15 protein-coding genes and 3 pseudogenes are annotated in these 23,962 nt (G+C 71.0%); 11 read left to right on the forward strand and 7 right to left on the reverse strand.

Annotated features, from left to right (window positions below; genetic code table 11):
- Positions 1 to 17: 17 nt before the first annotated feature.
- The 4 genes from ACWGKT_RS05890 to ACWGKT_RS05905 are packed head-to-tail and all read left to right on the forward strand — an operon-like array spanning position 18 to position 4,397.
- Positions 18 to 1,793, forward strand: a complete 1,776-nt coding sequence (locus ACWGKT_RS05890) for an FAD-dependent oxidoreductase (protein ID WP_453272637.1) — start codon at positions 18 to 20, stop codon at positions 1,791 to 1,793.
- A gap of 12 nt (positions 1,794 to 1,805) precedes the next feature.
- Positions 1,806 to 2,564, forward strand: a complete 759-nt coding sequence (locus ACWGKT_RS05895) for a CoA transferase subunit A (RefSeq protein WP_453272638.1) — start codon at positions 1,806 to 1,808, stop codon at positions 2,562 to 2,564.
- Positions 2,561 to 3,190 carry a CoA transferase subunit B gene (locus ACWGKT_RS05900; RefSeq protein WP_453272639.1) on the forward strand — a complete coding sequence of 210 codons (630 nt, stop codon included), beginning with the start codon at positions 2,561 to 2,563 and terminating at the stop codon, positions 3,188 to 3,190. The genes ACWGKT_RS05895 and ACWGKT_RS05900 overlap by 4 nt, the downstream gene beginning before the upstream one ends.
- 16 nt (positions 3,191 to 3,206) lie before the next feature.
- The gene (locus ACWGKT_RS05905; protein WP_356154483.1) at positions 3,207 to 4,397 is read left to right on the forward strand and encodes a thiolase family protein; all 1,191 of its coding nucleotides are present in this window, start codon (positions 3,207 to 3,209) and stop codon (positions 4,395 to 4,397) included.
- Between the two features lie 749 nt (positions 4,398 to 5,146).
- On the opposite strand, the gene ACWGKT_RS05910 is transcribed toward ACWGKT_RS05905, so the two are convergent.
- The gene (locus ACWGKT_RS05910; RefSeq protein WP_356154481.1) at positions 5,147 to 6,016 is read right to left on the reverse strand and encodes an AraC family transcriptional regulator; all 870 of its coding nucleotides are present in this window, start codon (positions 6,014 to 6,016) and stop codon (positions 5,147 to 5,149) included.
- Positions 6,017 to 6,203: 187 nt separating this feature from the next.
- On the opposite strand from ACWGKT_RS05910, the gene ACWGKT_RS05915 reads away from it, so the two are divergent.
- The 3 genes from ACWGKT_RS05915 to ACWGKT_RS05925 are packed head-to-tail and all read left to right on the forward strand — an operon-like array spanning position 6,204 to position 9,013.
- Positions 6,204 to 6,413 (forward strand): ferredoxin, encoded by a 210-nt coding sequence (locus ACWGKT_RS05915; RefSeq protein ID WP_356154479.1) that lies wholly within the window; start codon positions 6,204 to 6,206, stop codon positions 6,411 to 6,413.
- Complete coding sequence (locus tag ACWGKT_RS05920) at positions 6,403 to 7,776, forward strand: NAD(P)/FAD-dependent oxidoreductase (RefSeq protein ID WP_453272640.1); 1,374 nt, start codon at positions 6,403 to 6,405, stop codon at positions 7,774 to 7,776. Before ACWGKT_RS05915 ends, ACWGKT_RS05920 begins: the two co-directional genes overlap by 11 nt.
- Positions 7,777 to 7,807: 31 nt before the next feature.
- Entirely contained in the window at positions 7,808 to 9,013 is a 1,206-nt protein-coding gene (locus ACWGKT_RS05925) for a cytochrome P450 (protein ID WP_453272641.1), read from the forward strand.
- 36 nt (positions 9,014 to 9,049) lie between these two features.
- Here the strand turns inward: ACWGKT_RS05925 and ACWGKT_RS05930 are convergent, their stop codons facing one another.
- The 4 genes and pseudogenes from ACWGKT_RS05930 to ACWGKT_RS05945 all read right to left on the reverse strand — a co-directional run bounded on the left by ACWGKT_RS05930 (position 9,050) and on the right by ACWGKT_RS05945 (position 13,378).
- Positions 9,050 to 10,519: a phosphatidylinositol-specific phospholipase C domain-containing protein gene (locus ACWGKT_RS05930; protein ID WP_453272642.1), complete on the reverse strand. Its 1,470-nt coding sequence runs from the start codon at positions 10,517 to 10,519 to the stop codon at positions 9,050 to 9,052.
- 105 nt (positions 10,520 to 10,624) lie between these two features.
- Positions 10,625 to 11,047, reverse strand: a pseudogene (locus ACWGKT_RS05935) (NPCBM/NEW2 domain-containing protein); the annotation flags it as partial.
- A 36-nt stretch (positions 11,048 to 11,083) separates the two neighbouring features.
- A pseudogene (locus ACWGKT_RS05940) lies at positions 11,084 to 12,601 on the reverse strand (NPCBM/NEW2 domain-containing protein); the annotation flags it as partial.
- A gap of 351 nt (positions 12,602 to 12,952) precedes the next feature.
- The gene (locus ACWGKT_RS05945; RefSeq protein ID WP_453272643.1) at positions 12,953 to 13,378 is read right to left on the reverse strand and encodes a DUF4345 domain-containing protein; all 426 of its coding nucleotides are present in this window, start codon (positions 13,376 to 13,378) and stop codon (positions 12,953 to 12,955) included.
- 81 nt (positions 13,379 to 13,459) lie between these two features.
- On the opposite strand from ACWGKT_RS05945, the gene ACWGKT_RS05950 reads away from it, so the two are divergent.
- Complete coding sequence (locus tag ACWGKT_RS05950; protein ID WP_356156240.1) at positions 13,460 to 14,068, forward strand: TetR/AcrR family transcriptional regulator; 609 nt, start codon at positions 13,460 to 13,462, stop codon at positions 14,066 to 14,068.
- Positions 14,069 to 14,261: 193 nt separating this feature from the next.
- Positions 14,262 to 16,142 carry a propionyl-CoA synthetase gene (locus tag ACWGKT_RS05955; protein WP_453272644.1) on the forward strand — a complete coding sequence of 627 codons (1,881 nt, stop codon included), beginning with the start codon at positions 14,262 to 14,264 and terminating at the stop codon, positions 16,140 to 16,142.
- Between the two features lie 30 nt (positions 16,143 to 16,172).
- Here the strand turns inward: ACWGKT_RS05955 and ACWGKT_RS05960 are convergent.
- A pseudogene (locus tag ACWGKT_RS05960) lies at positions 16,173 to 17,335 on the reverse strand (glycoside hydrolase domain-containing protein); the annotation flags it as partial.
- A gap of 128 nt (positions 17,336 to 17,463) precedes the next feature.
- Positions 17,464 to 18,450, reverse strand: coding sequence for a 2,3-diaminopropionate biosynthesis protein SbnA (gene sbnA / locus ACWGKT_RS05965; RefSeq protein WP_453272645.1), 987 nt, complete (start codon positions 18,448 to 18,450; stop codon positions 17,464 to 17,466).
- A gap of 321 nt (positions 18,451 to 18,771) precedes the next feature.
- Between sbnA and ACWGKT_RS05970 the strand changes: the two genes are divergently transcribed.
- Both ACWGKT_RS05970 and ACWGKT_RS05975 read left to right on the forward strand, forming a co-directional pair.
- Entirely contained in the window at positions 18,772 to 21,294 is a 2,523-nt protein-coding gene (locus ACWGKT_RS05970) for a Pls/PosA family non-ribosomal peptide synthetase (RefSeq protein WP_453272718.1), read from the forward strand.
- Between the two features lie 51 nt (positions 21,295 to 21,345).
- Positions 21,346 to 23,949: a non-ribosomal peptide synthetase gene (locus ACWGKT_RS05975; RefSeq protein WP_453272646.1), complete on the forward strand. Its 2,604-nt coding sequence runs from the start codon at positions 21,346 to 21,348 to the stop codon at positions 23,947 to 23,949.
- Positions 23,950 to 23,962 lie beyond the last annotated feature (13 nt).

The raw sequence follows: 23,962 nt of genomic DNA on the forward strand, positions 1-23,962 counted from the left end.
CCGAGGAGCGTCCGCTCATGACACCCACCGACACGCACGACACGTACGACACCGACGTCCTGGTCGTCGGCAGCGGCCCCGCCGGCGGCTCGGCCGCCCTGCTGCTGGCCACGTACGGTATTCGCACCCTGCTGGTGACGAAGTACGGCTGGCTCGCCAACAGCCCGCGGGCGCACATCACCAACCAGCGCACGATGGAGGTCCTGCGCGACCTCGGCGTGGAGTCCGAGGCCCTCGCCGTCGGCAGCCCCTCCCACCTGATGGGCGACACGGTGCTGTGCACGGCCCTCACCGGGCACGAGATCGGCCGTATACGCAGCTGGGGAACGGGACCGGCGTCGGCCACCGAGTACGCCTCCAAGAGCCCCTCCCCGATGATCGACCTGCCGCAGACCTACCTGGAACCGATCCTGGTGAGCAACGCGGCGGCCCGCGGTGCCAAGGTCCGCTTCGACACCGAGTTCCTCAGCTTCACCCAGGACGACGACGGGGTCACGGCCCTGCTGCGCGACCGCGTGCGCGGCGACGAGTTCACCGTACGGGCCCGTTACCTGATCGGCGCCGACGGCGGGCGCAGCACGGTCGCCGAGCAGCTCGGCCTGCCCTTCGACGGGCGCATGGCCAAGGCCGGAAGCATGAACATCGTCTTCAAGGCCGACCTGGCCCAGTACTGCGCCCACCGGCCGAGCGTCCTGTACTGGGTGCTGCAGCCCGGCGCGGAGACCGGCGGCATCGGCATGGGCCTGGTCCGCATGGTCCGGCCGTGGAACGAGTGGCTGCTGGTGTGGGGTTACGACATCGAACAGCCGCCGCCGCAGGTGGACGAGGAGGCGGCGCGGCAGATCGTGCGCGACCTCATCGGCGACCCCGAGCTGCCCGTGGAGATCACCTCGACCTCGCTGTGGACGGTCAACCACAGCTACGCCACGACGTATTCGTCCGGCAGGGTCTTCTGCGCCGGCGACGCCGTGCACCGTCATCCGCCCTCCAACGGGCTCGGCTCCAACACCTCCGTGCAGGACTCCTACAACCTTGCCTGGAAGCTCGCCATGGTGATCCGCGGCGAGGCCGGACCGGAGCTGCTGGAGACCTACAGCGCCGAACGCGCCCCCGTGGGACGGCAGATCGTCGAGCGGGCCAACCTCAGCCGCGACCAGTTCGGGCCGATCTTCGACGTACTGGGCGTCGGCGCCGGCAGCGACGAGGAGGCCATCACCGAGGGGCTCGCGGCGCTGGGCGCCCGGACGCCCGAGGGCGCCAAGAAGCGACGCCGGCTCGAAGAGGCGGTCCAGCTGAAGAACTACGAGTTCAACGCGCACGGGGTCGAGATGAACCAGCGCTACGTCTCGTCCGCCGTACTGCCCGACGAGGACCTCGCCGAAGAAGTCTGGCACCAGGACCGGGAGTTGGTCCACCGGCCGACGACCCGCCCCGGCGCCAAGCTGCCGCACGCCTGGCTCGTCGACGAGCAGGGAGAGCGCGTGTCCACGCTGGACGTCGTCGGATCGGGCACGTTCACCGTGCTGACCGGCCTGTCCGGTGACGTGTGGGACACCGCCGCGAGCGCCTGCGGTCGGACCCTCGGCGTACCGCTGCGGGTGGTGCGCGTCGGCGACGACAACTCCCGTGACGCGTACGGCGAATGGAGCCGCGTCTCGGAGATCGCCGAGGACGGGGTGCTGCTGGTGCGCCCGGACGGTCACGTCGCCTGGCGGCGTGCCACCGCCCCCGACACCGCGGCGGCGGCACAGGACGAGCTGCTCGGCGCGCTGCGCCGGGTACTGGCGCGCTAGGGAGCGTACGGGATGGACAAGGTGGTGGCCACGGCCGAAGCGGCCCTGGCGGACGTGACGGACGGCCGGTCGTTCGCGGTCGGCGGCTTCGGACTGAGCGGCGTCCCCGAGGTCCTCATCGGGGCCCTGTACGACTCCGGCGCGAGCGGGCTGAGCGTGGTGTCGAACAACTGCGGCGTCGACGGCCGCGGGCTCGGCATCTTGTTGGCCGCGGGCCGCATCGCCCGGGTCACGGGCTCGTACATCGGGGACAACAAGGAATTCGCCCGCCAGTACCTGGCGGGCGAACTGGAGGTCGAACTGACCCCGCAGGGCACTCTCGCGGAGCGGCTGCGAGCGGGCGGTTGCGGGATCCCGGCCTTCTACACACCGGCCGGTGTCGGTACGCAGGTGGCCGAGGGCGGCCTGCCGTGGCGCTACGCCACCGACGGATCGGTCGCCGTGGCCTCGCCGCCGAAGGAAGAGCGGTCCTTCGGCGGCGTGGACCACATCCTGGAGCACGCCATCACCACGGACTACGCGCTGGTCAGGGCCGCGCGCGGGGACCGGCACGGCAACCTGGTCTTCCATCGCGCGGCCCGCAACTTCAATCCGCTGGCCGCCATGGCCGGGCGAGTCACCGTGGCCGAGGTGGAGGAACTCGTCGAGCCGGGAGTACTCGACCCCGACGAGATCCAGCTGCCGGGGGTGTTCGTCCAGCGCGTCGTGGCGCTGACGTCCCGGCAGGCGGCGGACAAGGGAATCGAGAAGAGAACGGTGCGCGAGCGATGAGCTGGAGCAAGGACGAGATGGCGGTACGCGCCGCGAGCGAACTGCGCGACGGCGACTACGTCAACCTCGGCATCGGCCTGCCCACCCGCGTGGCCGGCTTCGTGCCGCCGGGCGTCGACGTGGTCGTGCACTCGGAGAACGGACTGCTGGGCGTGGGGCCCTACCCGTGGCCCGACGAGGTCGACGCCGACCTCATCAACGCGGGCAAGGAGACCGTGACCGTACGCCCCGGAGCATCGTTCTTCGACTCCTCGCTGTCCTTCGGCATGATCCGCGGCGGACACATCGACATCGCCCTCCTGGGCGCCCTTCAGGTCTCGGTCCACGGAGACCTGGCCAACTGGGCCGTCCCCGGAAAGATGATCAAGGGGATGGGCGGCGCCATGGACCTCGTCCACGGCGCCCGCCGGGTCGTCGTCCTGATGGAGCACACGGCGAAGGACGGCAGCCCCAAGATCGTGGAGGAGTGCACGCTGCCCCTCACGGGCCGTGGCTGCGTGCACCGCATCATCACCGACCTCTGTGTCCTCGACGTCACCCCGCACGGGCTCGAACTCGTCGAGACCGCACCGGGCGTGACGCCCGACGAGGTCGCGTCCCGCACACCCCTGACCGTCCATCACTAGCCTGCCGGAGTCCGCCATGATCGAGCGACCGCGAGACGTGTACGTCGTCGACGCCGTCCGCACCCCCTTCGGCCGTTACGGCGGTGCCCTCGCCGGCACCCGCCCCGACGACCTCGCCGCCGGTGTGCTGCGCGGCCTCCTGGACCGCAGCCCCGACCTGGACCCGGCACGCATCGACGACGTACTGCTCGGCAACGCCAACGGCGCGGGCGAGGAGAACCGAGACGTGGCCCGCATGGCCGTGCTGCTCGCCGGGCTCCCGGTCAGCGTGCCCGGCGCCACCGTGAACCGCCTGTGCGGATCCGGCATGGAAGCCGTCGTCCAGGCCGCGCGCGCCATCGCGCTCGGCGACGCCTCCATCGCGGTGGCGGGCGGCGTCGAGTCCATGAGCCGCGCGCCCTGGGTGCTGCCCAAGCCGGACCGGGCCTTCCCGGCCAAGGACCAGCAGCTGTACTCGACGACGCTCGGCTGGCGCATGGTGAACCCGCGGATGCCCGAGGAGTGGACGATTCCGCTGGGCGAGAGCGCGGAACTGGTCGGCGCCAAGTACGGCGTCACCCGTGAGGCCCAGGACGCCTTCGCGCTCGCCAGCCACCGCAACGCCGCCGCCGCCTGGCGCGACGGCGCCTACGACGGGGAGGTCGTCCCGGTCGAGGGCGTGGACCTGCCGCGCGACGAGGGCATCCGCGACAACACGTCCCTGGAGGCCCTCGCCAGGCTCAGGCCGGCCTTCGTCACGGACGGCACGATCACGGCCGGCAACGCCTCTCCGCTCAACGACGGCGCGGCCGCGCTGCTGCTCGCCGACGAGGAGGGGCTGGCGGCGATCGGGCGCGAGCCCCTGGCCCGGGTGCGGGCGGCGGCGGTGACGGGCATCGAACCCCAGTACTTCGGCCTCGGCCCGGTCGACGCCATCCGCAAGGTGCTCGACAAGGCGGCGGTCGCACCCGCCGACCTGCACACGATCGAGCTCAACGAGGCCTACGCGGCGCAGGTGCTGGGGTGTCTGGCGGCACTGCCGGAGCTGGACCCGTCCCGCGTCAACCCGCGCGGCGGCGCGATCGCGATCGGCCACCCGCTGGGCGCGTCGGGCGCCCGCATCACCGGAGCGGTCGCACACCAGCTGGCCACGGCGGGCAGCGGAACGGGCCTGGCGGCCCTGTGCATCGGCGTGGGCCAGGGCCTGGCACTGGTCCTGGAACGCTGAGCCGGTCGGCCCACCTCGGCGCCGGGCATACGGGGCTGAGGCGCCCAGGGGATGGGTGGTGGAGGGTGCCTGGGGCCCAGGGCGGGCGGGCGTGCGGCGTGCGGGGCCGGGCGGGGGTCCGGCACATGGGTCCGTGCAGGCGCCTTGCGCCCCGGTTTCGGGAGGGCGTCCGTCGTGCAGGCCTCGTCCGCGGGCCTGCGGGGCCGGGGCATGTGCGCGGCCTAAGGGGCCGGGCGGGCGTGCGGCGTGCTGGGCCGGGCAGGGGGCCGGCATTTGGGGTCCGCACGGGCGTCATGCGCCGCGGTTTCGCCGGGCATCCGTCGTATGGGCAGCCCCGTATGGACCCCGCGCCGCTGCTGCCCGACGCCGAGCCGTACCGCGTCCTCGGCACCGAGGCCGCCGCCAAGGCCGACCCGGATCTGCTGCGCCGGCTCTACGCCCAGCTGATCCCCTGTCCGGCGGGCCTGCGGCGTGCGGGGCCGGGCAGGCGTCCGGCCTGTGACTCCGCGCAGGCGCCTTGCGCCCCGGTATCGGCAGGCGTCAGCCGTGCAGGCCCCGTCCGGCGAGCGCGCGGCATGCCGGGCCGGGCATGTGCGCGGCGTCAGGGGCCGGGCAGGCGCACGATGTGCTGGGCCAGGCAAGCGTCCGGCCTATGGGTCCGCGCAGGCGTCCGTCGTACAGCCCCGGTCCTGCGCCCGCCGACCTGGTGCGCGCCTTCCTGCCCCCGTCCCGCGCCCGCCTGGTGGTGCTCAGCCCGCGCGGCGCAGAGCCGCCGGAGTGGTGCCCAGCTTGGCGCGCATCACGCGGGTCAGGTGCTCCTGATGGGAGAACCCGCACTCGACGGCGACCTGGCCGATCGCGTCGGATCCCGTCCGCAGTAGTCGGCAGGCATGATCGAGGCGCAGCTTGAGCAGGAACTGGTGAGGCGACTGCCCGGTGCTCGCGCGGAACTGCCGGGTGAACTGGCTGGGGCTCAGCGCGGCCACGGCGGCGAGCTCCGCGATCGGCAAAGGCTCGTCCAGCCGCTGCTCCATGAGCTCGCGCACGGCGTCGAGCTGCCGGGTGGACAGCCCGGAGTGACCGGCGCGTGGCGCGGCGACGCCGGCGGCATGCCGGTGCACCAGCTGCGCGGCCAGCGCTCCGGTCAGGTGATCGATGTAGGTACGGGCCGACGGCTCCCAGCGCCGCAACGCGGTGTCCAGCGCCAGCATCAGCTGTTCGGCGAGCGGGTCCGTGGCCCCGAGCTCCTCGGACAGCTCAACGGGCCGGCCTTCGTTGGCCTCGTGCAGGGCCTCGTCCGCGAGGTAGGCGTGGATCGTGTCCAGCTTGCCCGTGAGCTCGACGGCCAGCGTCCGTCCGGCGGGCTGCAGGAAGAGTCCACCCGCCGGGACCGTCCGTGACTGGACGCCCGGCCGCGTCCCGCGACGGACGGTGACCGGACCGTTGAGGTGCAGGACGAGCAGGTGCGTGGGGGCCGGATCGAATTCGGCGCGGTAGGGCCGCTCCTGCTGAGCGGACAGGTACAGCCGGTCCCAGCCCAGTCCGGCGCTCGTGTGCCGTGGCCGCAGGCCGGGCCGGCGCAGGATGCCGACCGTGTCGGCCAGCCGAAGCTCCGCCATGGTGCGGCCTCCTCTCGCCACCACCCATTCATTGAAACTTGAACTATACCGTGCGGGGCCCCCGAGGGGAAGGTGCTCCATGGGAGTACCCCCGGCGCGACTACGGCGCGCAGTCGCGGCGATACGGGCGTAGAAAAGGACGAAGGGGGCAAAGCGAGCACTACTACGACTCAGGGAGTGGCCGTCCATGCAGATCGTTGTGGACCTCACGCGCTGCCAGGGCTATGCCCAGTGCGTCTTCCACGCGCCGGAGGTGTTCGAGCTGCACGGTGAAGAGGGGCTGCTGTACGCCCCCGCCGTCCCGGCCGACCAGGACGAGCGCGTGCGCCAGGCCGCGGCGGCCTGCCCGGTCCGGGCCATCCTCGTCGGCGAGGGGGTGACCGCGGGTGCCCGGTGATCCGAGCGACGGCCGCATCGTCATCGTCGGCGCGTCGCTGGCCGGGCTCCGGGCCGCGGAGACGCTGCGCGAGGAGGGCTTCACCGGCTCACTGACCGTGGTGGGGGACGAGCCCCATCCGCCCTACGACCGGCCACCGCTGTCCAAGCAGGTACTGCTCGGCAAGGCAGCGGCGGACTCCACGGCGCTGCCGATGCGCCGGGACCCGGTCGCCGACTGGCGGCTCGGCGTGGCCGCCACCGGCCTGGACCCCCTCGCCAAGCGGGTGCTGCTGGCGGACGGCGAGTCACTGCCGTACGACCGGCTGCTGATCACCACCGGCACCCGGGCCCGGCCCTGGCCCAACCCCGAGGAAGCCGCCCTGGACGGGGTGTTCACCCTGCGTACCAGTGACGACGCCGGTGGACTGGCCGAGCGGTTGGCCGCCGGCCCGACGCGGGTGCTGGTGATCGGCGCGGGCTTCACCGGCTCGGAGATCGCCTCGGCCTGCCGGGAACGAGGACTGGACGTCACGGTCGCCGAACGCGGGCCCGCTCCGCTGGTGGGCGCGCTCGGTGGGACGCTGTCGAAGCTCGCGGTCGGCATGCACCGCAACCACGGCGTGGATCTGCGCTGCGGAGTGACGGTCACCGCCCTGCACGGGGACGGGAACGGCCGGTTCACCGGTGCGGACCTGTCCGACGGCAGCCGCGTCGACGCGGACGTGTGCGTCGTGGCGCTGGGGGCGGTCCGCAACGTGGAGTGGCTGGCGGAATCCGGGTTGGCGGCGGGCCCGCGCGGCATCGCCTGCGACGCCGGATGCAGGGCCTTCAACATGTACGGGATCGTCACCGACGACGTCTTCGTGGCGGGCGACGTCTCCCGGTTCCCGCACCCGCTGTTCGGGTACCAGATGCTCTCCCTGGAGCACTGGGGCAACGCGGTCGCGCAGGCCGAGGTCGCGGCCCACAACATGGTCAGTCCCGGGCCCCTGCGGCGTCCGCACCTCGCCGTACCGACGTTCTGGTCGACCCAGTTCGGGCTCAACATCAAGTCGGTCGGCGTGCCCACCTTCTCCGACCACGTGATGATCGCCCAGGGCTCTTTGGAGGCGCGCCGGCTGGCGGTGGTCTACGGCTACCAGGGCCGGGTCACCGCGGCGGTCACCGTCGACATGGCCAAGGCGATCGACTACTACCAGCACCTGATCGAGACCGCGGCTCCGTTCCCGCCCCCGCCCGGCGCGGCGGACCGCGCGATCGCGGCCGACGTCGCGATTCCGTCCGACGTGCCGGATCCGAAGGTCCTGTCCCACGGCCCCACCGTGGCGCTCACCGGATACCTGCCCGATCGCCGACTGACGGTGGTCAAGCCCGTCGGCTGACCCTCGTCCCGCCCGACCACGAGGAGCCGCCATGGCCTCCGACACCTTGCTGGCCCGGATCACCGACTACGTCAACCGCCCCGACCCCTACCCGCTGTACGCGGAGCTCCGCGAGGCCGGTCCCGTGGTGCGCCAGGCGGACGGCACGTACCTGATCGGCACGTACCACGAGATCGCCGCTCTGCTCCACGACCCTCGGATGAGTGCCGATCCGCGCTCGCGTACCGCTCCCACTCCGTCCGAGGTGACCGGCAAGCCGCCGTTCCTGCGGCTCGACGACCCCGAGCACCACCGGCTGCGCACCCTGGCCATGCGGCCGTTCGGCCCGCCGCACAGCCCGGGCCGGATCGACGGCATGCGGGGCGAGATCGCCGAGATCGTCAAGGAGCTGATGGAGGCCCTTCCGACGGGCCAACAGATCGACATCGTCGACGACTTCGCCTACCCGCTGCCCGTCACGGTGATCTGCCGCCTGCTCGGCGTACCCCGCGAGGACGAACCGCTCCTGAGGGCCTGGTCCGACACCCTGGTCACCTCCGCCGACGTGCGGACGGACGAGGACCCCACCGAGCGGCACCGGGCGGGCGACCAGGCACGGATCGAGATGGGCGGGTACCTGCTGGACCTCGCCGAGCGGCGCCGCGGCCACCCGACCGACGACCTGCTCTCCGCCTTCGTCAACGAGCCCGATCCGGCCCTGCGCCTCACCCGCGAGGAACTCGCGGAGACGGCCGTGCTGTTGTTCATCGCGGGACACGAGACCACGGTCAACCTGATCACCAACGGCGTGCTCACGCTGCTGCGCCAACCCGAGCACGTGGAGCAACTGCGGAGCGAACCCGAGCTGTTGCCGCACGCCGTGGAGGAACTGCTGCGCTACGAACCCCCGGTCCACATGCGCGAGAGGGTCCCCCTCGCCGACATCGACGTCGCCGGCACCACGATCCCCGCCGGCACGTCGGTCATCCTGGCGCTGGCGTCGGCCAACCGTGACCCCCGGCGGTTCGACGAGCCCGACCGGTTCGACCCCACCCGCCCGGACAACGAGCACCTCGGCTTCTGCAGCGGTATCCACCTGTGCTTCGGTGCCCCGCTCGCCCGCCTCGAAGCCGAGACCGCGCTCGGTGCGCTGCTGCCGCACCTGAGCACGGCCCGCCTGGTCCAGGACCCGCCGCCCTACCGGCAGAACGCCATGCTCCGCGGGCCTCGCCATCTGCCCGTCCAGCTCCAGCTGTGACACCGCGGGCGGCGGGGGTAGCCCCCGCCGCCCCGCTCAGCGCAGGTGCCACTGCTGGTTGGCTCCGCCCTGGCAGGGCCAGATCACCAGCTGGGTCCCGTCCGCAGTGGACGACCCCGGAACGTCCAGGCACTTGCCGGACTGCTCCGAGACCAGTCGGCCCCCCGCGCCCTGGGTCCAGCGCTGGTTCGCGCCGCCGGTGCACGTCCACAGTTCCACCGGTGTGCCGTCGGCGGTGTTCCCGCCGGTCACGTCGAGGCAGGCACCGCCCATGCGCAGGGTGCCGTCGGGGGCGGCGGTCCAGTACTGGGCGGCGCTGCCGTTGCACGTCCACACGTCGGCCTTGGTGCCGTTCGCGCCGGAACCGCCATACGCGTCCAGGCACTTGCCCGACAGCCCCGAGGGCGCGTATCCGGACACGCCGCCGGGCTGGTGGCGGATGAGCGCCGCGATGAGGGCGTGTCCGGGGAAGTCGGTCATGACGATGCCGGTGTGGCCCCAGTAGCCTCCGCCGAGAAAGTCCAGCGTGTGCTGGTCCATCCCGGTGCCGCCGCCGTACCCGCCGGCCATGTCGGCCGGAGTCGCCCCGGACGGTGTGCAGTTGGCCGAGGTGTACGTCACGTACATCGCGCCCGAGTTGTCGCCCGCGGCCTCCGCCAGGTTGTCCCTGACTCCGTTCCACTTGGTGCCGAGATCGCACTGGCCCCAGTCGTCGGTGACGTAGTGGCCCCAGTCGCCGCTCGTCAACTGGCTGAGCCCGTAGCCGGAGTAGACCTGGCCGCGGGGCCCGGTGAACCGGGTCAGCACGATGCGGCCGCGCACCTGGTCGAGGGTGGGCATGTCGGCGGTGGAGGTCCCGGTCACCGTCGGCGCGTAGAACAGCCCCGGGTAACGGGCCAGGTAATCGCGGAAGATGCGCATACGGTCCGCGGCGGTGGTGTTGGACGGGTCGTCGGCGCAGTGCCCGATCGACGTGCTGCCACTGCCGCCCTCGGTGGTGTCCCCGTCGCACTCACCGTGCAGGTTCATCAGGACGGTCTCGGTGGGGTGCGCGGCGAGGAAGTCGCGGGCCCGGGAGAGGACGTCGTCGAAGTTGGCGTTCTGGTAGACGTTGGTGTGGTGGATGGCGAACGCCCCGCCCACCACCCGTACCCGGATGTCGATCGCCCGGATGCCCGCGTCGAGTTGTGCGCCGAGGGTCGCGGCGCTGTCGCCGTGGTTCTCCTGGGTCTCGTACGCCGACGGATAGAGCCAACCGCCGTGAATGGCCAGGGTGTCGTGGGTGCCGGGGACCGACAGACGGCCCAGGCTCAGCGCGCCGTCGACGCCGCCCATCCAGTCCGGATGGCTCTGCGCTGTCAGGCTGTTGAAGGCGTCCGTCGACGTGGAGGGCTGCGCCGAGGCGGAGCCGGGAGTCAGCATGCCGAGCGCGGCGCCCGTCAGGGCGAGGGAAACGGCGAGAGCGGCTCGGCGTCGCAGCCGTGCGGGTCCTGTTGACCGGAACATGTCAGCAATATAGGGCCGGGTTCTCGGACAGGTCCAGACCGATGGCGGGACGTCCGAGCCCCCCCCGGCATGCGTGGTGCCGGGGGGAGGGGCGAGCGTCTCCGTTCACGCGCAGGTCAGTTGTGGTGTCGCCCAGTCGGCGTGGTCGTAGTTGATGCCGTCTGCGGAGTCGGTGGCGGCGAGGCGGAGTTCGATCCCGCCGGTGAGGTCCGCGGAGAGCGTCTTGGCCGCGTCCGCGCCCGTCATGCGGCCGCTGTCCGCGACGAGCGCGTCGTCCCGGTACAGCCGGAAGACGACGGACCCGTTGGTCCCGCCGGCCTCGTCGTCCACGCCCACGTTCACGGTCAGGCGTGAGCAGGTGCCGCCGAGGTAGTAGGTGACGTCACTGGCGGCGTGGGTGCCGAGGCCCTTGGCGTAGGTGGTGCCGTTGATGGTGAGGGTGTGGCCGTCTCCGGCGGCCTTCTCGCCGTTGCTGCGGTCGGGTTCGACCGGGCCCCAGCCGTTGGTCGCCGAGGTCCACGTCAGGTCGCTGAGCGCGTGCGCGCCGGCCGTCGGACCGTCGCCGCAGGCGAGCCGGGCGTCGGCCCAGTCCGCGTGGTCGTAGTCGATGCCGTCGCCGCCGTCGGTCACGACGAGCCGCAGCGTCGTCCCGCCGGTCAGGTCGGCGGTGAGCCGTACCGGCGGATCACCGGCCGTCCGCACGCCGCTGTCGGCGACCTTGGTCGCATCCCGGTAGATCCGGAAGGCGACGGACCCGCCCGCGGTCGACTCGTCGTCGACGCCGACGTCCACGCGCAGCGACTTGCACTTGCCGCCCAGGTGGTACGTGATGTCGCCGGGGGCGTGGGTGCCGAGGCCCTTGGCGTAGGTGGTGCCGTTGATGGTGAGGGTGCGGCCGTCGCCGGCGCCCTGCTCGCCGTTGCTGCGGTCGCGTTCGACCGGGCCCCAGCCGTTGGCCGCCGAGGTCCACGGCAGGTCGCTGAGCTGATGGATGCCGGTGGGCGGCGGGACGGAAGTGCCGGGTGTCACGCGGTACATCACCGTGCCGTGCGCGGGCACCGACGCGCTGATCGCACCGGCCGTCGTGGATTCCTGCTTGGACCAGAGGTCCTTGAGGGAGTACGACGTCGCCCCGCCCAGGCCGACGGCCTCCGCGGTCGTCGACACCGTTCGCGCGGTGCCGTTCTCGTTCGTCAGCGTCACCGAACGCCCGCCGTCCGCCAGCGGCTTGGACATCACGACGAGACCGCCGGACGACGACACCACCGTGCCCTGCCGGCCCAGCGGGTCCTGGTCGATGCCGATGACGTCGGTGTTCTTCAGGATGTCCAACGATGCCGACGACACGCTGCGCAGATCCGTGCCGATCAGGAGCGGCGCCGCCATCTGCGCCCAGAGGCTGAAGTGGGTGCGGTACTCGGTGTCGGTCATGCCGCCGTTGCCGACCTCCAGCATGTCGGGGTCGTTCCAGCCGCCCGGCCCGGCGTACGGGGCCAGGGACTGGTTCTGGTGGGCTATGCCGATCATGCTGGACCAGGAGTCGGAGATGTCGCCGGTGGTACGCCATGAATTCCCGTACTGCGCGGCCCAGTTCCAGGGCTGGTTCTCGCCCCACTCGCAGATGCTGTAGAGGATCGGGCGGCCGGTGGCCTTGAGCGCGTCCCCCATGGCCTTGTACCGCTGCTTGGCGTCCGCGCCGGTGTTGTTGCAGTTGTCGTACTTGAGGTAGTCCACGCCCCAGGACGCCCACAGGTTGGCGTCCTGCTGCTCGTGGCCGAGCCCGCCGGGGAAGCCCTGTGTGTCACAGGTCTTGGTGCCGGCGCTGGAATAGAGCCCGAACTTGAGACCCTTGGTGTGGACGTAGTCCGCGACCGCCTTGATCCCGTGGGGGAACCGGACCGGGTCGGGCACGAGGTTGCCGTTCGCGTCCCGGTTGGGCAACGCCCAGCAGTCGTCGATGTTGACGTACGTGTAGCCCGCGTTCTTGAGTCCGAGGGAGACGAAGGCGTCGGCGATGCCCTTGACCATGTCCTCGTTGAACTCGGCCTGGCAGTGCGTGGAGTTCCAGTTGTTGAAGCCCATGGGCGGGGTGCGGGCGAGGCCGTTGTCGACGGCGGGCCCGGCCGTCGGCGTCGCCGCGCTCGTCGGGGTTGCGGCCGTCGGCGTCGGTGCCGTGCCCGCGGCGGGCCTGGCGGCGATCAGGGTCGGGACGGCCAGGCACAGGGCGGCCACGGCCACGGCGAACTGTCTTCTGTGTACACGTCGTTCGGCAGACACGTGCGGCTCCGAGGGGGGTGAGTGGTACACGGGAACACGCGATCACACTTCACACGTTCAAACACGGACGAACGAAAGCCACCACATCTCACCCGCTTGCTTAGGGCATGTCAATACCGTTGCGTGCCCTCGCCGGTCCGCCCCCGCGCGCTCACCTCACGCGTGCCGACCTACGGATTCGGCCCCGGTCGGGACCTCAAGCGCTTTCTCCTCGGCGTCCGCCAGCCAGAAGAACACGGGGGACAGGGTCAGTTCGACGACCCCCAGCACCACCTGGAACGCCTGCGGCCACCCGACCGCCGCGAGTGAGAGCAGCCGCCCGACGGCGCCCAGCAGGAACACGGCGGTCAGCCACCGCACCGCCGCCGCGGGGATCGGCGACTGCCGGGCCGCCCACAGCCAGGCGAGTCCGTACCCGGAGAAGATCGCGCCGAAGAACCGCCCCAGGCTGTCGATCGTCGCCCCGGCCGAGCCCTCGCCCGGGATCGCCGCGTTGCCGAGCAGCACGTGGAAGAGCCCGATCGCCACATTGGCGTACCCCATCGCGACGGCGAGTCCCCGGAGTGCCCTGGCTTTGGTCATGAGGTCATCGCCTCTCACTAGTAGACGTGTGTCAACTAAAGTAGGGCCACTTAGTGAACATGTGTCAAGTAAGATGCGGTCGTGCCTCCCCGTCAGCGGCTCGGTCCCGCCGAACGCCGAGCCCAACTCCTCACCGTCGCGGCGAGGCTCTTCGCCGCGCGGCCGTACGACGAAGTGCTGATGGAAGACGTCGCCGAGCGGGCCGGAGTCTCCCGCGCGCTGCTCTACCGGCACTTCCCGAGCAAGCGGGACCTCTTCGCCGCGCTCTACCAGCAGGTCGCCGACCGGTTGCTCGCGCAGACCCGGCTCGATCCCGCCGAGACCCTGGTCGAACAGCTCGCCCAAGGCCTGGACGCCCACATCGAGTACTTCGCGGAGAACCGCAACACCGTCCTGGCGGCCAACCGTGTCCTGGCCGGCGACCGCCTGGTCCAGACGATCATCGCCGGCGAACTCGACGCCCTGCGCGAGCGCCTGCTCGGCGTGCTCCCGCTCGCCGACGACAGCACCCGGGCCGCCGTGTCGGGTGTCCTGAAGAGCTGGCTGGTGTTCGTCCAGGTGCTGTGCGTGGACTGGCTCACCGAGGAGACCTGCACCCGTGCCGAACTGCGCGACGTGTGCGTCGGTGCCGTCCTGGGCGCCATCCGGCCCCTCCTGGACGAGGACCCCGCGCCGGACTGGCCCCGCTGAGGGCGACGTGCCGCCGCCCTGCTCGCGCGGGACGCCGCGGGGGTGGGATGCTGATCGGGCAGGACGCGAGACGGGACGCAGCCGTCCCGACGAGGTGACCCATCGGCCTGTCGCGGAGCAGACCTCGGCTGTTCACCGCCGCCCACGGCGCGCGACGACGTACCGCCGAGGCGATTCGACGAGGAGGTGCCTGATGGGGAAGTACGCGGACGCCCATCGCCGAAGCCTGAGCGACCCGGAGGGGTTCTGGCTGGAGGCGGCCGAGGCCATCGAATGGTCCCGCACACCGACCCGGGCCCTGGACGACTCTCGGGCGCCGCTGTACCGGTGGTTCCCGGACGGCGAACTGAACACGGCTCACAACGCCCTGGACCGGCACGTGGCCGCCGGGCGGGGTGAACAGACGGCGCTCATCCACGACTCCCCGGTGACCGGTACCAAGACCTCCTACACCTACGCCGAGTTGCGCGACGCCGTGGCCGTCTTCGCCGGGGCCCTGTCCGCACTCGGCGTCACCAAGGGCGACCGCGTGATCGTCTACATGCCGATGGTGCCGGAAACCCTCATCGCCATGCTGGCCTGCGCCCGCATCGGGGCCGTCCACTCGGTGGTGTTCGGCGGGTTCGCCCCCAAGGAACTCGCGGCCCGCATCGAGGACGCGCGGCCGAAGGTGGTCGTGGCGGCGTCCTGCGGCATCGAACCGACGCGCATCGTCGACTACAAGCAGATCGTCGACCAGGCCCTGCGGACCACCCGGCACCAACCGGATCACACCGTGATCCTGCAACGCGACGCCGCACGCGCCGAGTTGGGGGAACGGGACGTCGACTGGCACGAGTTGGTGGCCACCGCGAAGCCGGCCGACCCCGTGCCCGTGGCGGCGACCGACCCCCTGTACATCCTCTACACCTCCGGAACCACCGGCAGTCCGAAGGGCGTCGTGCGCGACAACGGCGGTCACGCGGTCGCGCTGGCCTGGTCGATGACCAACATCTACGGCGTCCGTCCCGGCGACACCTGGTGGGCGGCGTCCGACGTCGGATGGGTCGTCGGCCACTCCTACATCGTCTACGCCCCCCTGCTGATCGGCGCCACCACGGTGCTCTACGAAGGCAAGCCGGTCGGGACCCCCGACGCCGGTGCCTTCTGGCGCGTGGTCTCCGAACACGGTGTGAAGGCGCTGTTCACCGCGCCGACCGCACTGCGCGCGATCCGCAAGGCCGACCCGGAGGCCACCGAGCCGGCGCGCTACGACCTCTCCGCCTTCGAGGCCCTCTTCCTCGCCGGAGAACGCCTCGACCCGGACACCTACCACTGGGCCCACGACACCCTCGGCGTACCCGTCATCGACCACTGGTGGCAGACGGAGTCGGGCTGGCCCATCTCCGCCAACCTGCGCGGACTGGAACTGATGCCCGCCAAACCCGGGTCGGCCACCGTGCCCGTACCCGGGTTCGACGTCCAGGTCCTCGACCCCGCCACGAGCGGACAACTGCCCCGCGGCCGGGAGGGAGCGATCGCGGTCCGGCTTCCCCTGCCGCCGGGCTCACTGCCCACGCTCTGGGGCGACGACCAGCGGTACATCGACGCCTACCTCTCGCAGCACGACGGCTACTACACCACCGGCGACTCCGGCTTCTTCGACGAGGACGGCTACCTCTTCGTGATGGGCCGCACCGACGACGTCATCAACGTCGCGGGACACCGCTTGTCCACCGGCGCCATCGAAGCCGTCCTCGCCGCGCACCCGGCGGTCGCCGAGTGCGCGGTGATCGGAGTCCACGACGAGCTGAAGGGGCAACTGCCCCGCGGCCTGGTGGTCCTCAAATCCGGCGCGCATCCGGACGAGGCCACGCTCCGCGAAGAGCTGGTCGCGGCGGTGCGCCGGGACATCGGACCGGTGGCCGCCTTCCGCGACGTGACCGTGGTCGACGCCCTGCCCAAGACCCGCTCCGGCAAGATCCTGCGCAGGGCGATGCGCGGCATCGCCGACGGCCGGGACGTTCCGATGCCCTCCACCATCGAGGACCCGGCCGTCCTGGACGACCTCCGACCGATCCTGCGGCCCCACTGACTGCGGCGGGGCCGGGGAACGTCACTCGGGCCGGTGGACGGCCTGGTCCATGCCCCAGTAGCGGCCGTCCGTGTCACTGATCAGATCGGGCTGCATCAGCGAGTGGTAGAGCGCCGTGTAGAACGCCGTGCGGCGGGTGGCGCTGCCGCCCTCGACGCGTACGGTGCCCAGTTCGCGGTCCCAGGCGCGGGCCCCGGCATCGGCCACGTCCGCGACACTCGCCTGCGGGGCGATCTCCTGGCGGAGGTTGGCCTCGGCGCCCGCGAGGCTGACGTACGAGATGCCGATCCGCATCCGGACATCGTTGTCAGAGTGCGTGTCGAAGCCGACCCAGCCGCCGGAACCGCGTCCGGCGCGGTCCGCACCCGTGGCGTAGCCCTCGCCCCCGGACGCGGACGTCGAACCGGGCGACAGCGTGCTGTCGTGCCAGGTGCCGACCGAGGAGAAGTCACGGTCGAACGACGCGCTGAAGTAGAGCCGGTAGTAGCTCTTGCGGTTGTTCACACCGCCGTTGGCGCGGCGGCCGCAGAAGGCGCCGGTGAGGACCGAGCCGGTCACCTTGCGGTGGGCGGCGTCGATGTCGACGTGCGCGTCCTCGCTGCCGTTGAGGGAGTTGGAGACGCGGAAGAGCAGGTTCGCCGGGCGGTCGGCCGGGAAGCTGAAGTCGGCGACTCCGGCACGCTTGCTGACGGCCAGGTCGGCGCGGGCGCCGGACGCCAGGCCGAGGCTGTAGCGGCCGGGTGTGGCCTTCTCGTCCGTGTGCGAGAAGTTCGCCGCGTAGACCGCGTCCTTGGTGTCCGCCGACGGTGACGACGTGACGTCGCCGACGAACGGCATGATCGGTACGTCGCCGGCCGCGCCGGGATTGCAGCCGGCGCCGTTGACATGAGTGAGGCTCAGCCCGCGGATACGGGTCGTGTCGTACTGGTAGCCGTTGGCCGCGCCCGTGCTGGTCTGATCGCCCCTGGTGCTGGTCGGGGACCAGGCGATCATCCCGTACGGGAGGGTGGCGCCGGGGTAGGTGTTGCCGCCGTTCGCGGAACCGATCAGCGGGTCCACGAGCGAGGAGGGCCGTTCGGGGACGGGCGCGGCGGCAGCGGGCAGGGGGCTGCCGCCGCGAGCGCGGTCGTCATCACCCCGGCCGCGGTCTTCGTACCGAACCGTCTCACCGCGCGCAGTAGCGGGTCGCGCATGGGTCAAGTCGCCTTTCGCCAGAGGGACATGGAAGCGTCGCGAGGCTAGGAGGCCATTCGATGGGCGGCAAGAGGCGCCCGCATATGGATGATGAAGCGCGGGTGAACGCTTCGCCCGCGGCGGGAGATCAAGCCGCTCGGGAGGTGACGGCCAACGCCCGGAATTCGAGGACGTCTTCGCCGTACAGGTCCTCCACCCAGGTGGACTGGTAGACGGTGTCCAGATACCGCTCACCCAGATCCGGGGCGATGGCCACGGCGGTCAGCTCCCGTCCCTCCCGACGAGCCAGCCACTCCATCGCGCCGCTGACCACCGTGCCGGTGGAGCCCCCGAACAGGAACCCACGCCGGGCCAGCCGGTGACAGGCCCGGATGGTGTCGGCCTCCGGCACGCGCACCACGTCGTCGACCCGGGACTCTTCGAGCAGCGGGGGGCGCCTGCTGGTACCCAGCCCGGGGATCATCCGCCGGCCCGGAGCGCCGCCGAAGGTCACCGAGCCCACGGTGTCGACGGCCACGATCCGCACCGGCCGGTGCCGCTCGCGGAAGTAGCGAGCGCAGCCCATCAGGGTTCCGGTGGTCCCGGCCCCGACGAACAGCACGTCCAGGTCCGGGAACTGCCGGGCGACGGCCGGGGCGGTCCTGCGGTAGTGGGCCAGCGCGTTGCTGCGGTTCGTGTACTGGTCGAGCCACACATAACGGTCGTCGGAGGCGCACAGCGCGCGCACGTGGTCGATGCGCGCGCCGAGGAAACCGCTCACGGGATGGGGTTCCGTGATGACGTGGACCTCGCCGCCCAAGGCCTCCATCATCTTCCTGGTCGCCAGATTGCAGCGGGTGTCGGTCACGCACAGAAACCGGTATCCCTTGTTTGCCGCGATCATGCTCAGAGCCACGCCCAGATTGCCCGAGGACGACTCGACCAGAACCGAGCCCGGCGTCAGCTGGCCGTCACGCTCGGCGGTCTCGACCATTTCCGTGGCGGCCTTGAGTTTGATCGAGCCGGCGAAATTGAAGCCCTCGCACTTGAGGAACAACGGGTGCTCGAAGACCCCCTCCAGGTCGACATAGAGATCGTCCTCGTTGAAGGCCTGGGGCGCGGATATGACGGGCATGGTCGTCTCCTCGAACAATGAGCCGCGGCTCGCCGGAACGCCTCCAGTAGGCCCAATTCCGGGCGGTGATGTCATGCCACCGAAATGCGTGGCTTGACATGCGCCCCGATTTCCCATATTCATCGCGGCCCCGAGGCACACCCCTGGTGCGGTTGAATCGGCGAATTATCAAGATCGATCTTCTCTGTCAAGTTCCGAATTCCAGGGGCAGGACAGGAAAACCCCGGACGGGCCTACTGGAGAGGCGGGCGTCACGAATCCGTGCGCACCGACCGACGCTGACCGAAACGTCCTCCAGGAGTTCTCGTGCCAGACAAAACCATGGATGTATGCGCGGCCGAATCGGCGACCGGCACCGAAAGGCTGCTGGCCGAGGTGCTGGCCGGCGTCGTACGTGTCGAGCGGGTACCGGCCGACAGTCACTTCTTCAACGACCTGGGCGCCGATTCCCTGGTCATGGCACGGTTCTGCGCGCGGGTGAGGAAGCGGGAGGACCTGCCGACGGTGTCGATGAAGGACATCTACCGGTACCCGACCGCCCGGAGCCTGGCCGCCGCGCTGGCGAAGGCCGCGCCCGTGTCCGTCCCGCCGTCGTCCTCGCCCGCGGAGGCGTCGCCACCGGCGCCTCCACGAACCCGGGCCGGGGCCCGCGCCGCCACCCGGCGATACGTCGTCTGCGGACTGCTGCAGTTCCTGTTCTTCCTGGGTTATTCCTACGTCGCCGCCCTCGCCGTCGCCGAAGGCTACGCATGGATCTCCGAGGGCTCCGGTCTCGCCGACCTCTACCTGCGGTCGGTCCTGTGCGCGGCCGTGGGCTTCGTGGGCCTGTGCACGGTGCCGATCGCGGCGAAGTGGACCCTTGTCGGCCGCTGGCGAGCGGGGCAGTTCCCTCTGTGGGGTACGGCCTACCTGCGTTTCTGGGTCGTCAAGACCCTGATCCGCTCCAGTCCCCTGCGCCTGTTCACCGGCTCACCGCTCTACACGGTCTACCTCAGGGCGCTCGGCGCGCGGATCGGCAGAGGCGTCACGATCCTCACCCACTCGATCCCGGTCTGTACGGACCTGCTCACCGTGGGGGAGGGCACGGTCATCCGCAAGGACGTCCTGCTGTCCTGCTACCGCGCCCACGGCGGCCGGATCCAGACCGGCCCGGTCACGCTCGGCAGCAACGTGCTCGTCAGCGAGCACACGGTCCTCGACATCGAGACCTCGATGGGCGACGGCGCCCAACTGGGCCACGCCTCCTCCCTGCACGCCGGCCAGGCGGTGCCCGCCGGAGAACGCCGGCACGGCTCGCCGGCGCAGCCGACCGACGTGGACTACGGGACGGTCGCCCCCGCCGACTGCCCCACCCCGAAGAGGACCGCGTACGGCGTCCTGCAACTGCTGAGCCTGCTGCTGGTGTGGCTGCCCCTGTCGATGGGCGGCGTAGGCATCCTGCTGGCCGGCGTCCCCCAGCTGCACACCCTCCTGGAACCCAGGCCGGTGACCAGCCCGGCGTTCTACGTCGACGCCCTGGCCACCTCCCTGGTGGTCTTCGTCGGTTCCCTGCTCGCCGGTCTCCTGGTCGTGGGCACCGTGCCGCGTGTCCTCAACCGGGCCATCGAGCCCGGCAAGGACTATCCGCTGTACGGCTTCCACTACGGCATCCAGCGCGCGATCACGCTGCTCACCAACAGGAAGTTCCTCGCCACGCTCTTCGGCGACAGCTCCGGCATCGTCCACTACCTGCGCTACCTCGGCTACGACCTGTCCCGCGTCGAGCAGACCGGGTCGAACTTCGGCACCGAGTTCCAGCACGACAACCCGTACCTGAGCTCCGTCGGCACCGGCACCATGATCGCCGACGGACTCTCGCTCATGAACGCCGACTTCTCCAGCACGTCCTTCCGCGTCTCCCGTACGTCGATCGGGCCCCGCAACTTCCTCGGGAACCGCATCGCCTACCCCGCGCAGGGCAAGACCGGCGACAACTGCCTGCTCGCCACCAAGGTCCTGGTCCCCATCGACGGTCCGGTGCGCGAGGGCGTGGGCCTCCTGGGCTCGCCCAGCTTCGAGATCCCGCGCACCGTGATGCGGGACAACCGGTTCAACCATCTGGAGACCGGCGACGAACTGCGCCGCCGCCTGGCAGCCAAGAACAGGCACAACGCCGTGACCGCAGGCCTCTACCTGCTGGCGCGGTTCATCCACCTCTTCGTGATCACCCTCATCGCCATGGGCGCGGCCGGCCTCTATCCCTCGCTCGGCGCCCTGGCGATCGCACTGGCCGGCGTGCTCACCCTCGGGTTCACCGTCGTCCACTTCGCGCTGATCGAACGGGCCTCCACCGGATTCAAGCCGCAGCAGCCGCTGTACTGCTCGATCTACGAGCCCTCGTTCTGGCGCCACGAACGCTTCTGGAAGCTGGCATCGGTCGACTACATCCAGGCCTTCGACGGCACCCCCTTCAAGAACATGGTCTGGCGGCTGCTGGGGGCCCGGATCGGCAAACGGGTCTTCGACGACGGCTGCTTCCTCCCGGAACGCACCCTCGTCACCATCGGCGACGACAGCACGCTGAACGCCGGGACCGTGGTCCAGTGCCACTCGCAGGAGGACGGCGCGTTCAAGTCCGACCGCAGCGTCGTCGGCAGCGGCTGCACCCTCGGGGTCGGCGCCTTCGTCCACTACGGCGTCCGGATCGGCGACGGCGCTGTGCTCGCCCCGGACTCCTTCCTGATGAAGGGCGAGGAGACCTCCCCGCACGCCCAGTGGGCGGGCAACCCGGCCCGGGAGCTGCCGGGCGACGAAGCGCCTTTCGCGGGCCGCCGGGAACCGGACGCCGGCCAGGCCGCCGCCTGAGCTCCGGTAGTTGACACCGCCACCCCACCGACACGCAGAGGGAACGATCCCATGACAACGCATCCGAGCCCCACCCGAAGCGGCCTGGACTACTGGCGCGGCGTACTGACCGAGGGCGGATTCACCCCGGCCCCGCGTTGGACCCGCCACCCGGTGCCGGGCGTGGGCCAGTACGAGACGCGGGCCCCCGAAAGCACTGCCACCAAGGTCCGCAGGCTGGCGGACGAACTGGCGATACGGGTGGATTCGATTCTCCTGGCGGCCCATGCCAAGGTGCTCGCGGTTCTGTCCGGAGAGCGGGAGATCACCACCGGCTACGTCACCGAGGACGGCGGCCTGCTGCCCTGCCGCCTGACCACCGCACCCGCCTCATGGTGGGAACTGCTGCGGAGCGCCCACCAGTCGGCCGCCGAACTGCTGACGCACCAGAATGTTCCGGCCGAGGAGATCGACCGGTTGCGGCACGAACTCGGCCTGACCGGGCCGCTGTCCGAGACCGTCCTCGACCTCACCGCGATCGACGGGGACCTCCCGGAGGACACCGCGCTGCGCGTGGGCATGCGGAAGGTGCGGGCAGCGGGCCCGGCGCGCCGCGACGACCGGCTCGTGCTGCGGCTGCGTTACCGCACCGACCGGCTCGACGCCGACAGCGTCGCCCGCATCGCCGGCTATCACTTGACCGCGCTCGCTCTGATCACCGCCGACCCGGATGCCGAACACGCCCACCAGAGCCTGCTGTCCACCGCGGAACTGCGGTTCCAGCGGGAGCAACTAGCGGGAATTAAACGTGAGTTGCCGAGCATGAGGGCGCATGAGCTGTTCGAGGGGCGGGTGCGGACGCATCCCGATGCCGTCGCCGCCGTACACGCCGACCGGCAGTGGACCTACAGGGAGCTCAACTCCCGGGCAAACCAGCTGGCTCGCGCCCTTGCCGCCCGTGGGCTCGTCCGCGAAGGGGTCGTCGCGGTGGTGACCGAACGCAACCTGGACTGGCTGGCCGCCGTCATCGCGGTCTTCAAAGCCGGAGGCGCCTACCTCCCCATCGAGCCGCACTTCCCCGCCGAACGCATCGCCGCCATCCTCTCCCGCGCCGACTGCGCCCTGGTCCTGACCGACCCCCGCAGCACCACCGCCCTCGACCAGGCCCTGGCCTCCCGGCCCGAAGTCGAGAGGCTTTTCATCGAGGAGGCGTACGAAGAAGACCACGCGGACGACGACCTCGGCATCCCCGTCACGCCCGACCAACTGGCGTACATCTACTTCACCTCCGGCTCCACCGGTGAACCGAAGGGCGCGATGTGCGAACACGCGGGCCTGCTCAACCACCTCTACGCCAAGATCGACGACCTGGAGATCGGTGAAGACGCCGTGGTGGCGCAGACCGCCCCGCAGTGCTTCGACATCTCCCTGTGGCAGTTGCTGTGCGCCCTGCCGGTCGGTGGGCGGACCCTGCTGGTCGAACAGGACGCCATCCTCGACGTACCGCGCTTTCTCGACACCATCACCGACGGCAGGGCCACTGTCCTCCAGGTCGTGCCTTCGTACCTCGAAGCCGTCCTGACCGAGCTGGAACAGCGCCCCCGTGCCTTGCCGGACCTGCGGTACGTCTCGGTCACCGGTGAGGCGCTGAAGAAGGAGCTCGCCGAGCGCTGGTTCACCGCGCAGCCCCGGATCGGGCTGGTGAATGCCTACGGACTCACCGAGACGTCGGACGACACCAACCACGACGTCATGCACCGCGCGCCGGACCGCATCCTGCTCGGGCGCCCGGTCAACAACGTGCGTGTCCACGTCGTCGACGAACACCTCGCGTCGGTGGCCTTGGGCGCCCCGGGCCTGATCGCGTTCTCCGGGGTCTGCGTCGGTCGCGGGTACATCAACGATCCCGAACGCACCCGAGCGGCCTACCTGACCGATCCGCACCGCCCCGGTACGCGGCTCTACCTCGGCGGCGACTACGGCCGTTGGCATCCTTCCGGGAAGCTGGAGTTCCTCGGCCGCCGCGACGCCCAGGTCAAGATCCGCGGCTTCCGGATCGAGATCGGCGAGATCGAGAACGCCCTGCTCCGCCTCCCGGGTGTCCGTGACGGTGCGGTGGTGGTGGCCGAACAGGCCCAACAGTCCCAACAGGGCCGGCAGGCCCAGCAGGCCGATCAGAGTCGGAGCAGGCATCTGGTCGCCTTCTACTCCGCCCCGAAGCCCGTCGCCCCTGGAACGCTCACCGAACGGCTCGCCGCCATGCTCCCCGCCTACATGGTCCCGGCGGCCATCCACTGGCGTGAAAGCCTGCCGCTGACCGCCAACAGCAAGATCGACAAGAAGGCGCTGACGGCGCTGGCCGGCCAACTCGCCACCGGCGACGTCGATCAAGAGCCACCGGCCACACTCACCGAGCAGCGGCTGGCGGCCGCCTGGGCCCACGTCCTCGGCGTGCCCCAGGACCGCGTGGGACGCCGCGACCACTTCTTCGACCGCGGCGGCAGCTCCCTCGCGGCGGTGAAACTCGCCATCGCCCTGGACCGCGCCGTGTCCCTCAAGGACGTCACGGCACACCCGGTTCTCGCCGACCTCGCCGCCGTGGTCGACGACAGGCTGAGCGACCGGCTCGGCGACCGGTTCGACCACCGCGCACCCCGAGCATTGACCTCCTCCTGAACCAAGCAACGAC

The sequence above is a fragment of the Streptomyces sp. NPDC054794 genome, assembly GCF_053611585.1.